This is a genomic window from Streptomyces sp. NPDC054770 (genome assembly GCF_053611985.1).
In genome coordinates, this window is the sequence record NZ_JBSHBL010000008.1 from 123,319 (window position 1) to 136,850 (window position 13,532).

Annotated in this window: 11 protein-coding genes and 1 pseudogene; 6 read left to right on the forward strand and 6 right to left on the reverse strand. The window is 69.4% G+C overall.

Features of this window, described 5'->3' with window-relative positions; translation table 11 throughout:
* The first annotated feature begins 263 nt into the window (after positions 1 to 263).
* Together ACWGKQ_RS10510 and ACWGKQ_RS10515 are read left to right on the forward strand one after the other, a co-directional pair.
* Positions 264 to 1,022, forward strand: a complete 759-nt coding sequence (locus ACWGKQ_RS10510) for a hypothetical protein (RefSeq protein WP_453291485.1) — start codon at positions 264 to 266, stop codon at positions 1,020 to 1,022.
* Between the two features lie 324 nt (positions 1,023 to 1,346).
* The gene (locus ACWGKQ_RS10515; RefSeq protein WP_453291486.1) at positions 1,347 to 1,505 is read left to right on the forward strand and encodes a hypothetical protein; all 159 of its coding nucleotides are present in this window, start codon (positions 1,347 to 1,349) and stop codon (positions 1,503 to 1,505) included.
* Between the two features lie 322 nt (positions 1,506 to 1,827).
* Here the strand turns inward: ACWGKQ_RS10515 and ACWGKQ_RS10520 are convergent, their stop codons facing one another.
* Both ACWGKQ_RS10520 and ACWGKQ_RS10525 read right to left on the reverse strand, forming a co-directional pair.
* Complete coding sequence (locus ACWGKQ_RS10520) at positions 1,828 to 2,277, reverse strand: nuclear transport factor 2 family protein (RefSeq protein WP_453291487.1); 450 nt, start codon at positions 2,275 to 2,277, stop codon at positions 1,828 to 1,830.
* Positions 2,274 to 3,122 carry an NmrA family NAD(P)-binding protein gene (locus ACWGKQ_RS10525; RefSeq protein ID WP_453291488.1) on the reverse strand — a complete coding sequence of 283 codons (849 nt, stop codon included), beginning with the start codon at positions 3,120 to 3,122 and terminating at the stop codon, positions 2,274 to 2,276. Before ACWGKQ_RS10525 ends, ACWGKQ_RS10520 begins: the two co-directional genes overlap by 4 nt.
* 111 nt (positions 3,123 to 3,233) lie before the next feature.
* Here ACWGKQ_RS10525 and ACWGKQ_RS10530 point away from each other — a divergent pair, with 111 nt between their 5' ends.
* Complete coding sequence (locus ACWGKQ_RS10530) at positions 3,234 to 4,172, forward strand: cupin domain-containing protein (protein ID WP_453291489.1); 939 nt, start codon at positions 3,234 to 3,236, stop codon at positions 4,170 to 4,172.
* Between the two features lie 504 nt (positions 4,173 to 4,676).
* On the opposite strand, the gene ACWGKQ_RS10535 is transcribed toward ACWGKQ_RS10530, so the two are convergent.
* Both ACWGKQ_RS10535 and ACWGKQ_RS10540 read right to left on the reverse strand, forming a co-directional pair.
* Positions 4,677 to 5,795 (reverse strand): fatty acid desaturase family protein, encoded by a 1,119-nt coding sequence (locus ACWGKQ_RS10535; RefSeq protein ID WP_453291490.1) that lies wholly within the window; start codon positions 5,793 to 5,795, stop codon positions 4,677 to 4,679.
* 7 nt (positions 5,796 to 5,802) lie between these two features.
* Complete coding sequence (locus ACWGKQ_RS10540) at positions 5,803 to 6,858, reverse strand: ferredoxin reductase (protein WP_453291491.1); 1,056 nt, start codon at positions 6,856 to 6,858, stop codon at positions 5,803 to 5,805.
* 87 nt (positions 6,859 to 6,945) lie between these two features.
* On the opposite strand from ACWGKQ_RS10540, the gene ACWGKQ_RS10545 reads away from it, so the two are divergent.
* The 3 genes and pseudogenes from ACWGKQ_RS10545 to ACWGKQ_RS10555 all read left to right on the forward strand — a co-directional run.
* Positions 6,946 to 8,085, forward strand: coding sequence for a helix-turn-helix domain-containing protein (locus ACWGKQ_RS10545; RefSeq protein WP_453291492.1), 1,140 nt, complete (start codon positions 6,946 to 6,948; stop codon positions 8,083 to 8,085).
* Positions 8,086 to 8,563: 478 nt separating this feature from the next.
* Positions 8,564 to 8,902: a thioredoxin family protein gene (locus ACWGKQ_RS10550; protein WP_453291493.1), complete on the forward strand. Its 339-nt coding sequence runs from the start codon at positions 8,564 to 8,566 to the stop codon at positions 8,900 to 8,902.
* 740 nt (positions 8,903 to 9,642) lie between these two features.
* A pseudogene (locus ACWGKQ_RS10555) lies at positions 9,643 to 10,223 on the forward strand (MFS transporter); the annotation flags it as partial.
* Positions 10,224 to 10,655: 432 nt separating this feature from the next.
* Here ACWGKQ_RS10555 and ACWGKQ_RS10560 read toward each other — a convergent pair.
* Together ACWGKQ_RS10560 and ACWGKQ_RS10565 are read right to left on the reverse strand one after the other, a co-directional pair.
* Positions 10,656 to 11,315, reverse strand: a complete 660-nt coding sequence (locus ACWGKQ_RS10560; protein WP_453291494.1) for an integrase core domain-containing protein — start codon at positions 11,313 to 11,315, stop codon at positions 10,656 to 10,658.
* Positions 11,316 to 11,460: 145 nt separating this feature from the next.
* Positions 11,461 to 13,530 (reverse strand): ABC transporter ATP-binding protein, encoded by a 2,070-nt coding sequence (locus ACWGKQ_RS10565; RefSeq protein WP_453291495.1) that lies wholly within the window; start codon positions 13,528 to 13,530, stop codon positions 11,461 to 11,463.
* Positions 13,531 to 13,532: the final 2 nt, after the last annotated feature.

A 13,532-nucleotide genomic window follows, 5' to 3' on the forward strand; every position in this document is an offset into this window, starting at 1 on the left:
TCTATGGCCGGTCTGCCCACCCCAGTGGCTGAGGGAGGGCGGGCGATGGGTGCGGCTCTTCTGAAGTGAGCTCGTCGGTCGCGCATTACCAGCAACTTGACGTCTCCCCATGCCCCATCCCATGGCCCGGCTGGGCGATAGAGTCCAGGCGTGCGTTGATCTTCCGGGCGGCAGCCACGTGCAGCCGCGGACGGTGCAGGGCGCCTCGTAACGAGGTCGCCCCAGCAGGCATACCCGTCATCACCTCACCGGAGATCCACCCCATGACTGCTCAGCAGCCCATCACCTACGACGCGTTCGTCGAACTCGCTGCCGCTGATTCAGCCGTCGTCGGCCTCGTCCTCAAAGGTTCCCAGGCCCACGACGGCATGATCACCCCGCACTCCGACCACGACCTGTACGTGGTCGTTGCCGATGACGCCAGGACCGACCTGACCCGGTTCGCGGGTCACCGCAGCGCCGAGCTCGACCTCGTTGTCGTCACTCTCACCGAGTTCCGCGGGGCCGGGATACCTGGTTGGGAACGCTATGCCCTCGCCCGTGCCCAGATCGTGCTCGACCGGCTCGACGGAGGCATCGCCCGCATCCTTGCCGACTGGGCCCGGCTGGATGCGGACGAGGCGTTCCGGGGCTCCGGCGGATGGCTCGACGCCTACGCCAACTCCCTCTACCGCTCCCTCAAGAACCACCGGGACGGCAGGGCTCTGGCCGCACGTCTCGACGCGGCCGACAGCATGCGGCTCCTGCTCGAGTTGCTGTTCGCTCTCCACCGTCGCCCCCGCCCCTACAACAAGTACCTGGAGTGGGAACTCGCCCGGCACCCGCTGCCGGGCTGGGACACCGACGTGCTGCTCCGTGCCGTGGACCGCATCTCGGCAACAGGCGACGTGACCCTGCAGCGGCGCCTGTTCACCCTTGTCGAGAAGGCGGCCCGAGAGGCCGGACACGAGGAGGTGCTGGACGCATGGGGCGACGACCTTGACTTCATGCGACCGCAAGAGGCAGACAGCGACACTCCCTGAGCTCTGCCCTGGTGTCACACGGCATCTGCCGACAGCGGACGCCCGTGGCGGCAGGGCCTTGGCCCGACGGAACTTGCCACCGAACCGGTCCACATGCGCACGGCCGTATCCGTCACAAGCTGCGTGGCAGGGTCCTCAAGGGCCGCAAGCTCTCCGGCGAGGAAGCCGAATGGGCCGTGCTCGAACGACTTCCGTGACCACCTCAACGAGCTGTTCAGCACCCAGGACGCCCCCTACGTGCCGCTCCACACGGCCGCGCCGTCGCCGGGTAACGGCGCGTCCGCTCATGAAGAACCGGGGGGTGAGGAAGGGGCGGAGGACCACATGCCGTGGCGGTTGAGTACCCGGCAGTGCCAGCACGCCGAACTCGCCCTGTTCGAAGGCTACGCAGGCGCCTCCGTCTCCGGCTTCGCCGCCGAGGTCGCGGCGGAACGCGCCATCGCCACGACCGGGTACGGACCAGGCCGTCATCGACACCTTTGAGCGAATCGTGACCGGAACCCCCGAACACACCAGCGGCGCCCCGACCATCTCCATGCTGTGCAAAGAAGCGGCGTCTCGCGCGCCACCTACTACCGCTCACCCCTGCGAAGATCCTCGCCGGGCTCCTCAAGACACCCGACGTACCCCGCCCGCAGACCGACGTCCTGACCGCGGACATCGCTCGCCTGAGAAGGCGGAGCGCACGCTGCGCCTCTCTCCCCGTGACGTCTTGAAGGCGGTCGCCACGGCTCAGGCGTTGAGCGCCTTGGTGAGGAAGCCGATCGCCTCTGGGTGACGGTGGCCTCGGCGGGTGCGCCGGCTGTTACGAGCGCCGGTCCTCTGGCCATCCCTGCGCGTCGAATACGGCGATGGGATCCAGGTAGTCGCGCCAGTGCGTCACCTTGCGGTCCTTGACGGTCACGACGGAGACGAAGCGGTTGTCGTAGGGCCGTCCCGTCACCGCCGACGTGCCGTGGACCTCGTACTCCAGGACGACCGTCGAGGTCTCGGGGTCCCGGTGAACGCGGAGGTTGTCCGCGCCGCGCAGCTTGATGTAGTCCCCGTAGTCGCTGTACAGGTCGATGATCCCCTGGCGTCCCTCGACCCGCCGGGGGTAGCCCGGCACGGTGATCACGTACTCGAAGACCACGTCCTCGGCGAGGAGGTCGTAGTAGTCCTCCCCGTCGACCAGGCCGTCCAGCCCCTCCTTGATGATGCGGAAGAACGGGCTGTCCGCCCCGAAGGGAGCCTTGTCGTCAACGGTCTTGGTCACTTCGCCTCCGGGGTCCAGGCGTGGGCGGTGCGCTCGGCGAACGCGCGGAAGGTGGTGGCCGGCCGGCCGGTGACCTTCTCGATGTCGCCGGTGGGCGTAGCACCGTTGCCGGCGATGACGCTGCCGGTGAGCCAGCGCATCATCACCGCGTAGTCGGCGGGGACTCCTGCGGCGAGCGCGCCATTGATCCACGTTTCCTGGTCGATGTCGTGGTAGGCGACGGGGCGGCCGCTCACGGCGGCGATGATGTCCGCGACCTCCTGGAAGGTGAGGGCCTGCGGGCCGGTGAGCGAGTAGGTGGCGCCGGCGTGGGTTGCCGGGTCCAGCAGCGTCTGGACCGCGACCGCCGCGATGTCGGCCGCGTCGACGAAGGCTTCCCTGCCGCCGGCGCTAGGGACCATGATCGCTCCGTCGATCATCGGGAGGTGGTCGTCGGCGAAGTTCTGCATCACCCACGACGTGCGCAGGACCGAGTGCGTGATGCCGTGCCGGGACGCCAGATCGGCCTCGACGGCCGCGATGTCGACCTCCGTCGGCGCCTGGTCGGCGTTGTACACGCTCAGGTAGGTGACGTGGCGCACGCCGGCCGCCTCGGCGAGGTCCAGGAAGGCCCTGACCTGGCCGGCGTAGCTGATACGCGCGGTGGGTGTCACCAGATAGAGACGGTCAACGCCGTCCAGGGCGGCCTGGTGGGTGACCGGGGCGTCCCAGTCGAACCGGACGTCCGCTCCGCTTCGTGCCGCGGTACGGGGGATGATCCCTCGCCGGGCGAGCGCGTCGGCCAGCAGCGAGCCGGTCCGGCCGGTGCCGCCGAGGATGAGTGCGATGGATGCTTCGTTGTTCATGACTCCATGCTCGAAGCCCAGAGCGAGACAATCCATGCGTGATCTGCTCGGATTTTTACGTGAAGCTCTCACACCTTGACCCTGGATGCTCGTGCTGGTCAAGCTGATCCCATGGACCTGCTGGCGGACCACCTGGTGCGGGCACGCGCCACCGGCGCGGTGTTCGCGCGGACGGTCGTCGAGCCGCCGTGGGGCCTGCGGCTGGGCGGTTCGATACAGCTGTCGGTACACACGGTCGTCCGCGGCCGCGGCTACCTCTGGCTGAACACCCCCGACAGCACCGTGGAGCTCATACCGGGAAGCGTCACCCTGGTACGCGGCGGACCGGACCACTACATCGGGCATGAGCCGGGCGCCGCCTGCCTGGAGCCGGAGGAGTTCCGGGCACGCCACGCCCAGTCGCGCCCCGGGGACAACCCGCAGGCCACCGTTTTCCTGTGCGGCGCCTACCAGTTCTCCGGCGATGTCGGCAGCGGGCTGCTGGACGCGCTGCCCCAGGTCATGACCCTCTCGGCGGCCGATGACGATCCGCTGCGGGACGTGATCACCTTGCTGTCCCGCGAACTGGTCCGCAACGAGCTCGCCCAGCAGATCGTCCTGGACCGCCTCCTGGACCTGCTGCTCGTCCTGGCCATCCGCAGCGACTTTCGTCGCAGTGCGACCGCACCGCGCTGGTACCGGGCGGCCGCGGACCCGCGGCTGGGAGCCGCGCTGCAAGCCATGCACGAGAACGCGGCCCACCCGTGGACGGTCCCCGAACTCGCCGCGGTCAGCGGCCTGTCCCGGGCCGCCTTCGCGCGGGTGTTCCGGGAGGCTCTCGGCCAGGCCCCCATGCAGTATCTGACCGAATGGCGCATGACCCTCGCCCGCGACCACCTGCGCGCCGACGATCTCACCCTGCCCCAGATCGCCGACGCCGTCGGCTACGGCTCCCCCTTCGCCTTCGCCGCAGCCTTCCGGCGCCACCACGGAGAACCGCCCGGAACCTGGCGACAGAGGGAGCGAACGGCCGCCCAGACGCGACTGCTCACCACGCACAACGGCTCGTGAGCAGCGCCATGCCCTGGTGCCTTGTCGACGATCAACACCTTGATCTGCGCGGAGGTTCCGCCGGTGACGGGGCGGCTCGCCACTGAAGGGGCCGATCGGGGAAAGTCGCCTGAGACACCCGTGCAGGTCGCACAACGCCGTCCGGTGCCGTCGCGTCCGGCGGCCGGCTGCTCCCGCATTCGATCTCCGGGGACGAAGCCGCCAGGCTCGTGCCCCGCCGTGAGTGCGGCACTACCCTGCCCACGTCGATGCAGACCAGGGCCCGCCCCCCCGTCCTGCTCCGGCTCACCCGCCCACCCCGGCGGCAGCGCAGGGTCGGACACAGGTGCGGCGAGCATCGGTTCCGGCAGTGTCCTCGTCACAGCCCATGCCTTCCACCCAGCCCGCCCGTCGGCAGTCCGAGTGCGCGTACGCACCCGACTACCGGCCCGACCACGGCAACGGATCTCACCGAACCCGGTGGTGCCGCCGGTACGGCCGAAAGATCTGAACCCATACCGGGAATCAGGCCGCGACGAGTTCCTGCTCGCGCTCCGGCGTCTTGACCTTGGGCTTCTTGTTCGGCAGCGAGAGCCGGAAGACCTTGCGCCACGCGGAGAACACCTGCTTGGGCAGCGGCCCGGTGACGTACTCCAGCTCGTACTTTTCGAACAGCGCGCGCACCTTCACCGCGACCTCGGCGTACCGGTTGCTCGGCAGGTCCGGGAACAGGTGGTGCTCGATCTGGTGCGACAGGTTGCCGGTCATGAAGTGCATGGCCCTGCTGCCGCTGATGTTCGCCGAGCCCATCATCTGGCGCAGGTACCACTGGCCGCGCGTCTCGCCCTTGATCGACCGGCGCTCGAAGACCTGCACGCCCTCGGGGAAATGCCCGCACATGATCACCGAGTGGGACCAGATGTTGCGGACCAGGTTCGCGGTGAACGTGGCGGCGAGCGTGGTGAGGAACGACGGGCCCGACAGCAGCGGGTGGATCACGTAGTCCTTGAGCACCTGCTTGCGGATCTTGCGGCCCACGGCCTTGGCCCGCGCGCGGAACTCCGGGTTCTTGCGGCGGCGCTTGTGCAGGTTCTTGCCGAGCTCCAGGTCGTACGCCGCGATGCCGTACTCGAAGAAGCAGGCGTTGATGAAGTTCCACAGCGGCTGGCCGAGGTGGAACGGGTGCCACTTCTGGTCCTCGTCGACGCGCATGATGCCGTAGCCGAGGTCGTTGTCCTTGCCGATCACGTTGGTGTACGTGTGGTGCAACTCGTTGTGCGAGTGCTTCCACTGGTCGGCCGGCGAGACGTGATCCCACTCCCAGGTGGTGGAGTGGATCTTCGGGTCGCGCATCCAGTCCCACTGGCCGTGCAGGATGTTGTGGCCGATCTCCATGTTGTCCATGATCTTCGCCACGGACAGACCGGCGGTGCCGAGCAGCCACGCGGGCGGGAAGATCGAGAACAGCAGCACGCCCCTGCTGACCAGTTCGAGCTTGCGCTGCGCCGCGATGACCCTACGGATGTAGGCGGCGTCCTTCTCGCCGCGGCCGGCGATCACCTCGTCGCGGATCGCGTCCAGTTCGCGGCCGAGCTCCTCGATCTGCTCGGCGGTCAGGTGGGCGGTGGGGTCGATGGCGGTCAAGGTGCTCCTACCGTTCGATGTCGCAGGGGCCCGCCGCGGCGGACACGCAGGTCTGGATGAGGACGCCCGGTTCGGCCGCGGTGATCTCGCCGGTGCGCAGGTCGCGGACGGCGCCCGCCTTGAGCGGCGTGATGCAGCCGAAGCAGATGCCCATGCGGCACCCGGAGGGCATGAGCACGCCGGCCTCCTCGCCGATGTCCAGCAACGGCGTGGCGCCGTCCGCGTCGACGGTCTTGCCGGTGGCGCTGAACGTGACCTCGCCGCCGTCGCCGGTGACGACGATGCCGGGGCGGAAGCGTTCGGTGTGCAGGCGCTCTTGTACGCCGTGCTCGGTCCAGTGCTCTTCGGCGGCGTCGAGCAGGCCCGCGGGCCCGCAGGCCCAGGTCTCGCGCTCGGCCCAGTCGGGCACGAGTTCGTCGAGACGGGCGATGTCGAGCATGCCGTCCGTGTCGGTGTGCACCTCGGTGAGCCGCAGCTTCTTGTCCGCGACCAGGTCGTGCAGTTCGTTGCGGAAGATCACGTCCTGCGGCTGTGGCGCGGAGTGGACCATGACGACGTCGTCGAACTCGGTGTCGCGCAGCATGCCCATCACGGGCGTGATGCCGCTGCCGGCCGTCAGGTAGAGCACCTTGGCGGGCTTGGCCTTCGGCAGCACGAAGTCACCGGTCGGCTGGTCGAGCTGGATCAGCGTGCCCGGTTTCGCCCTGCGGACCAGGTGGTTGCTGACCTTGCCGTCCGGGATCGCCTTCACGGTGATCGTGACGCGGCCGTCCGGGCGGTTGGTCGGCGAGGTGAGGGAGTAGGCACGCCACAGGCGCACGCCGTCGACGTCGACCCCGATCCGCACGTACTGACCGGCTGTGTGGCCGCGCCAGCCCCGTCCCGGTCTGATCACGATGGTCGCGGCGTCATCCGTCTCGGGGTGCACGGCCTCGATGCGCCCACGCAGGTCGGCGCCCGCACGCAGCGGGCTGACCAGATCGAGGTAGTCCGACGGCAGCAGCGGCGTCGTGACCATCTCCAGCAGTTTCCACGCCCTGCTGCGGAGCGCTGCACTCGTCATGGCTCCAGCTTGCTGCGCCGCAGGGCGTAAAGTCCTGACCGCAGGACGTGAATCTGGTCGACTGAATTGTTCGCAGGGAACAAAAACGTGAGTCATGCAATCGAGAGGGCCAGCGAACTGGCCCTGGATGAGACGACGGTCACCGCACTTCGGGCCGCGCTGACGAGCACCGCCGATGAGGTCGTAGAGGCGATCATCGACGAGGTCCCCTCCTACGCCAACGCTCTTTCGGGCCGCATGGGCGTCACCATCCGCCGAGCCGTCCGCACCGCCCTGGGTAACTACCTGGACCTCGCGAGCGGGAACGCCACGGGCGGCGACGCCGGCGACGCCGCCTACGAGCTGGGCCGCGGCGAGGTGCGCGACGGCCGTTCGATGGACGCTCTGCTCAGCGCCTACCGCGTCGGTGCCCGCGTGGCCTGGCGATGCCTGGCGGCGGGTGCCGTACCCGCGGGTCTGCCCGCCGCCGAGGTCGCCAAGTTCGCCGAGCTGACCTTCGCCTACATCGACGAGCTCTCCGCCGCGAGCGCCGCGGGCCACGCCGACGAACTGGCCGCCCGGGGCAGGGCCCAGGAGCGCCACCTGGAGCACCTGGCCCGCGACCTCCTCGCCGGCGCGAGCCCGGACGTGCTGCTGGCCTCTGTTCAACGGGCCGGGTGGCAGCCTCCGGTTTCGCTGACCGCGGTCCTGCTGCCCGCCGCCCAGGCCCGGCCCGCCTACCGCACGCTCGACCCGAGCACCCTCGTCCTCGACGATCTGCCGGACGCCACCGGTGTGCTGCTCGTCCCCGATGCCGACCGATCACATCTCTTGCGGCAGCTCACCGACCGCACCGCCGTGGTCGGCCCGGCCCGGCCATGGGCTCGTGCGTCCGCCTCGTACGCACGAGCCGTACGTGCGCGCTCCCTCTCCTCTGATATTCGCGACACCGAGGACCACCTGTCCGAGCTGGTGCTGAGCGCCGACGCGGCCGCGTTCGCAGACCTGCGTGCCCGAGCCCTCGCACCGCTGCGGACCTTGCCTGTCGCCACCGCACGGCGGCTGGAGGAGACATTGCGGGCGTGGCTGCTGCACCAGGGCAGGCGGGACGAGGTGGCGGCGGCGTTGTTCGTCCATCCCCAGACGGTCCGGTACCGGATGTCGCAGCTGCGGGAGCTGTTTCCGGATCTCGCGTCGCCACACCGGGTCCTTGAACTGACGCTGGCGGTCGGTCTTCGGGTCAGCTGACGCGTACTTCGACCGTCCACGACCGCGTCCGCGAGCGGTCCAGGAATCGTGCCTCGTTCTCGGTGCCATCAGCTGGCTCATGCGGCCCGGGAAGAGCGGTATTGGCCGGCTGAGACCGAGGGTTGATGTGAAGACGAGACAAGGCCTCGGGAAGCCCGTCGGGGGCGTTGTCTCTGAGAAGCGCGGTGACAGATACGGCTCGACTGGAACCGGTGCTTTCATGTCGTCGCGGAAGGCCCTGTCCTGGCACGAGCTGACCCACGGGCGCGCGGCGGGCTGCAGCTGGGTGACCGGCGAGGCGGCCAGGCCGGGTCACCAGGGGCGGGGGCCGGGCCGCTCCCGCCGGGACCACCGTGGTTCTGCGACGGCCCCGCGCCTCCCTTCCGGCAGGTCATCCGGACGACCAACCGGGCCGGCCTGGCACACCGTGCGAGGGATGATGGGGATGGAATGACGGAACGTGAGGTCAGGAGTTTCCATGACGAAGCGGGTTCACCGACCCCGTGAGGACGCGGAGTTCGATTTCATCCTCGGGATGAGCGGAGTTCCGGTCCTCGCATACTTCACCGGGACATGGCCCAAGGCAATCGAGCCCTGCCGGGTGATGGACCTCGTCGTGGATGGCATCGCCGACGACTACACGGGCCGCCTGACGGCCGTCCGCGCCGACATCACGCGTTGTCCGGCCGCAACCGAGCGATACGGGATCACCGGAGCCCCGTCCTACGTCCTGCTGAAGGAGGGAGAGGCGGTGGCGCACGGCACGGGGCCTATGACCATCGCCGAGGTACGGATGTTCCTGGACGGCCAGCTCTGAGCGGCCGCTGCGACACATGGCCGCGACGCCCGTCGCGTCTCGTCCATGGGCGCTGCGCCGCCTGAGACACCTTGGGGCTGAGACACCCCACAGGTCACATACCGACTTCGGCTCGTCAGGGCGACTTTCGCTGAACTTCCTGATGTTGGCTTCGTGCGGGCGGTGTGATTCCTGCCCCGCTTTTCACGGCTGCGGTCCGACGCGTCATGCCTCGGGCCGCCGCTCTGCGGTACTCCCACCTCACGAAGGCATCGCTGCCGGTGCCGGTCAGGTGTGGTGTCACCGGATCGGCATAGCTAGGCAAGCGGATCTCCGTCCCCTCACTCAGGGCGACGAGAAGGTCCCGGAACATGTCCGACAGGCTGTCCCACACCCTCACCGGACCCTCCGTGTCCCCGGCGTGCAGGCCGTACAGCACGTTCCCGAACCGGCCTCCATCACGGTGGTCGAGGATGAGCTTGCCTCCGGTGATGTCCGTGGCGATCGGGACCTTCCGGGTTGGTGGTGCAGGAGCTGGTCCCAGCGCTCAAGCGCTGGTCGGGCTCCAGGCGGTGGATCCGCTGTCCCGTCGCTGCCTTGGCCGGGTTCGGGTGCGGCCTCGCGTCGCCGATCAGGTACCCGTACGGGGGGCGTCCGCCGAGGTGGCGGCCTTGGAGCTGGGCCTGGGAGCTCATGGCGGTGCGGACCCGGTTTTTGATGCGGTTGCGTTCTCTCTTGCTCATGCCGCCGAAGACGGACATCTCGCCGCCCGTATCGGTTCCCGCTCGACCATGGCCGCGGGAATCGCTCTGTCCGGCGTCGGCCTGGCCCTCATGGCGCTGTTCGTCTCCGTCGACGGCGGCTACCTGAGCGTCCTGCCCGGCATGCTCGCCATGGGCATCGGCATGGGCCTGTCCATGACCCCCTCCACCGAAGCCATCACCGCCTCCCTGCCACGCGAGAAGCAGGGCGTTGCCTCCGCGCTCAACGACGTCACCCGCGAATTCGGCACCGCACTCGGCGTCGCCCTGCTCGGCCCGCTCCTGTCCACCGGCTACCGCAACGCCATCGACGACAGGCTCCAGGCATCCCCCAGGCGGCTGGGGACACCGCCCGGGAAGGCATCGCGAACGCCGTTGAGGTGGCGGACAACACCGGCCCGCACGCGCAGGACCTGCTACACGCCGCCCAGCAGTCCTTCGTCGACGGCTGGCAACAAGCCGTGTGGGCAGGCGTCACCGTCATGGGTGCCCTCTTCCTCTGCATCGCCCTCCGAGGCCCCAAGAACTCGGCCCCCACCTTCGCGGACGCGACAGAGACGACCGAGGCCGCCGCCCGCTGACCGGACAACAGTTGGACCGACAGCAAGTAGACCGCTCGTTTTCTCCGGCACCGCTGGACTGCGGTGCAGGACGCCCGCGTCACACGACCAAGTGGCCGCTCCTTACCAGTTCGTGCGGCCGGTGTCTCTCCTGCACCTTGTCGATGAAGGCCGCCCACCTGAGCAGAACGACTTGCCAGGGAACACCGCGGATGCGCGATGCACTCCCTCGGAGGCGGTCCAGGTCAGCCCGTATTTGATCACGTTAGTGGTCGCACGCGTGCCGTAGCAGAGGAGCCCTGTCGCCTGTGGGAGCGTGGCGCCATGGCGATGTGGATCCGCATGTATGACGAGGGCCGAGACCTGTGGCAGCACTTCGAGGGCGATGGGGAGGGGCGGGTTCTCCGGCAAGTGGACGTTCGAGTGTGGGGCTCGGAAAGTCATCGCTGCAGTTCAAGCGGCGTATCTGTATTCGTGGATGACTCCGCCGAGGACGCTGGTGCGTAGGAGCCTTTGCGCGTGGGGGTCGTTCCCGGCAGCGGGCTGGTCCTGAGCTTCGGGCGGTCGTTGGTCTCGGGCCCGGTGTGGTCGATGTCTGTTGTAGTGGTGCTGGTACTCGGCGAGGATCTGTCGGGCGTGGCCCTCGTTCATGATCAGGACGTGGTCGAGTGCCTCCCGGCGGATCGTGCCGATCACGCGCTCGCAGTGAGCGTTCATCCGCGGCGCCTGTGGCGTGCTGAGCAGCACCTCCATCTCCTCCGCTGCGAAGACGGCGTCGAAGGAGCCGGTGTACTCGCTATCGCGGTCGCGAAGGGCGAAGCGCAGGGATTCGATGTGGGCGCCGAGATCCGCGGCGAGGTTGCGGGCCTGCTGCGCCGCCCGCTGTGCGGTGGGGTGGACCGTTCTGCGTGGAGAACAGAATTGGTCACGCAGGGCGACGGGCACCTTGCGTCCAGGGCCAAGCCGCTCGACCCCATAGCGGGCGTGACGTCGCGTCAGCAAGCCGAAACCAGCGCACCGCTCGACTTCGAAGATCCCGGAAAGCCCTGGGATGGGACCCACGCAGCCGGCCTGTTCGGCGGCCGCGCCGAAGCCGTGCCGCCGAATTGTCACGCTCCTGCGGATCCCGGCAGGTCGGTGCCGGTGCCGTCCCGCAATCCCACCCAGATCCCGACTCGCCGTGGATACGGGCCGGACCGGGGCCCAAAGATCACCTGTAGCGCTACTCCCGACTGGCACCACGGGATGCTTCCAGCCATCAGTGTCCGGAGGTGTCCGTGGCGGCGTTTGCCGGGGTGTCCGAGAGCGCCGGCAGGAGTGGGAAGTGGCAGGCCGCGGTGTGGCCGGGGCCGAACAGGCGCAGGGCGGGTTCTTCGTGCGTGCAGCGCTCACGGGCCAGCGGGCACCGCGTCCGGAAGCGACACCCCGAGGGTGGGTCGACGGGGCTGGGCAGTTCGCCGCTGATGCCGGTGCCGTGTTTGGCCCGTTCCGCTGCCGGGTCCGGTATCGGAACCGCCTTGAGCAGCCCGGCGGTGTAGGGATGGGCGGCACGCAGATGGATGTCGTCGGAACTGCCGACTTCCACCAGGCGACCCAGGTACATCACGCCGATCCGGTCCGCGAGGTAGCGGACCACCGCGAGGTCGTGCGAGATGACGATGTAAGACAGTCCGTGGGACGCCTGGAGCCGTTTCATCAGGTTGAGCACCTGGGCCCGTACGGACACGTCCAGCGCCGAGACCGGCTCGTCGGCGACGATCAGCTTCGGGGTGAGCGCCAGCGCTCGGGCAAGGCCGATGCGCTGACGCTGGCCGCCGGAGAACTCGTGCGGGTACAGCTCCAGTCCCCGCTCGGGCAGGCCGACCTCGGCGAGCAGTTCGGCGATGCGTGCCTTCTGCTGGCGGGCGGTGCCGATGCCCTGGATCCGGAGGGGTTCGCGCAGGATGCTGCCGACCCGCATGCGAGGGTCGAGGGAGGAGAACGGGTCCTGGAACATCATCTGCAGGTCGCGGCGGCGTCGCCGCAGCTCACGGCCGCGCAGGTGGCCGAGGTCGGTGCCGTCCAGGGTGACGGTGCCGGCGTCGGGCCGGTCGAGGCCGACCAGCAGGCGCCCGAGCGTGGTCTTGCCGCAGCCGGACTCGCCGACCAGGCCGAAGGTCTCGCCGGGGCCGAGGGCGAGGGAGACGCCGGAGACGGCGTGCACGACGCGCCGGCCACGGACGAGCAGCCGGTTCCCGCGGACCGGGAACTCCCGGACCAGGCCGCGCGCTTCGAGCAGCGGCCGGGCAGGGACCGTGGCCGGTACGGCGTCCGGGTGCGGCGCGACGGCGACGGCGTGCGGCGGCAGGGGGCCGCTGGTCGGATGCCAGCAGGCGTACCGGTGGCCGTCGGAGCCGTCCGGGCCGGTGAGCTCCGGCTCCTCGGCACGGCAGCGCTCGGTGGCGTACGAGCAGCGGTCGGCGAACCGGCAGCCGCCCGGCGGGTCGGTGAGATCCGGGGGCAGGCCGGGGATGCTGGGTAGCTGCCTGGCCGGGTCCTGGTCCAGGCGTGGCACCGAGGCCAGCAGGCGCTGGGTGTAGGGGTGCCGCATGCCGTGGAACAGCCGGTCGGTGCCGGCGCTCTCGGCGATGCGGCCGGCGTACATGACGTTGATCCGGTCGGCGTGGCCGGCGGTGACACCCATGTCGTGGGTGATGAGGATCATCGCCATGCCGAGCCGGTCGCGCAGGTCGGCCAGCAGGGTGAGGATCTGCGCCTGGATGGTGACGTCGAGGGCGGTGGTGGGCTCGTCGGCGATCAGCACCCGGGGCTCGTTGGCCAGTGCCATGGCGATCAGCACCCGCTGGCGCAAGCCGCCGGACAGCTGGTGGGGGTAGTCCTTCAGGCGCTCGCGGGGGTGCGGGAGACCGACCAGGCCGAGGACCTCGGCTGCTCGGTCGGCTGCCTGGCCCGGGGTGCAGTCACGGTGCGCCAGGACGGCTTCGGCGACCTGGTGACCGATGGTCCTGGTGGGGTTCAGGGAGGTCATCGGGTCCTGGAAGACCATCGCGATGTCGTTGCCGCGCACCCGGCGCAGTTCGCGTTCGGGCAGTCCGACCAGCTCGCGTCCGTCCAGCGCCACCGAGGAGTCGCCGACCAATGCGCCACCGGGTGGCAGCAGGCCCATGAGGGACAGACCGGTCATGGACTTGCCGCAGCCTGATTCGCCGACCAGGCCCAGGGTTTGGCCGGCTTCCAGGGTGAAGGACACGTCGTCCACGGCGCGCACGACGCCACGGCGGGTGCTGATGTGCGTGGTGAGGTTCCTGACCTCGAGGAGGGGCGGCATGC

Excerpts from the sequence above, each read along its gene's own strand:
- ACWGKQ_RS10515 (WP_453291486.1), top strand. The coding sequence starts at position 1,347 with ATGCCGTGGCGGTTGAGTACCCGGCAGTGCCAGCACGCCGAACTCGCC.
- ACWGKQ_RS10550 (WP_453291493.1), top strand. The coding sequence starts at position 8,564 with ATGACGAAGCGGGTTCACCGACCCCGTGAGGACGCGGAGTTCGATTTC.
- ACWGKQ_RS10565 (WP_453291495.1), bottom strand. The coding sequence starts at position 13,530 with ATGCCGCCCCTCCTCGAGGTCAGGAACCTCACCACGCACATCAGCACC.
- ACWGKQ_RS10540 (WP_453291491.1), bottom strand. The coding sequence starts at position 6,858 with ATGACGAGTGCAGCGCTCCGCAGCAGGGCGTGGAAACTGCTGGAGATG.
- ACWGKQ_RS10510 (WP_453291485.1), top strand. The coding sequence starts at position 264 with ATGACTGCTCAGCAGCCCATCACCTACGACGCGTTCGTCGAACTCGCT.
- ACWGKQ_RS10530 (WP_453291489.1), top strand. The coding sequence starts at position 3,234 with ATGGACCTGCTGGCGGACCACCTGGTGCGGGCACGCGCCACCGGCGCG.
- ACWGKQ_RS10525 (WP_453291488.1), bottom strand. The coding sequence starts at position 3,122 with ATGAACAACGAAGCATCCATCGCACTCATCCTCGGCGGCACCGGCCGG.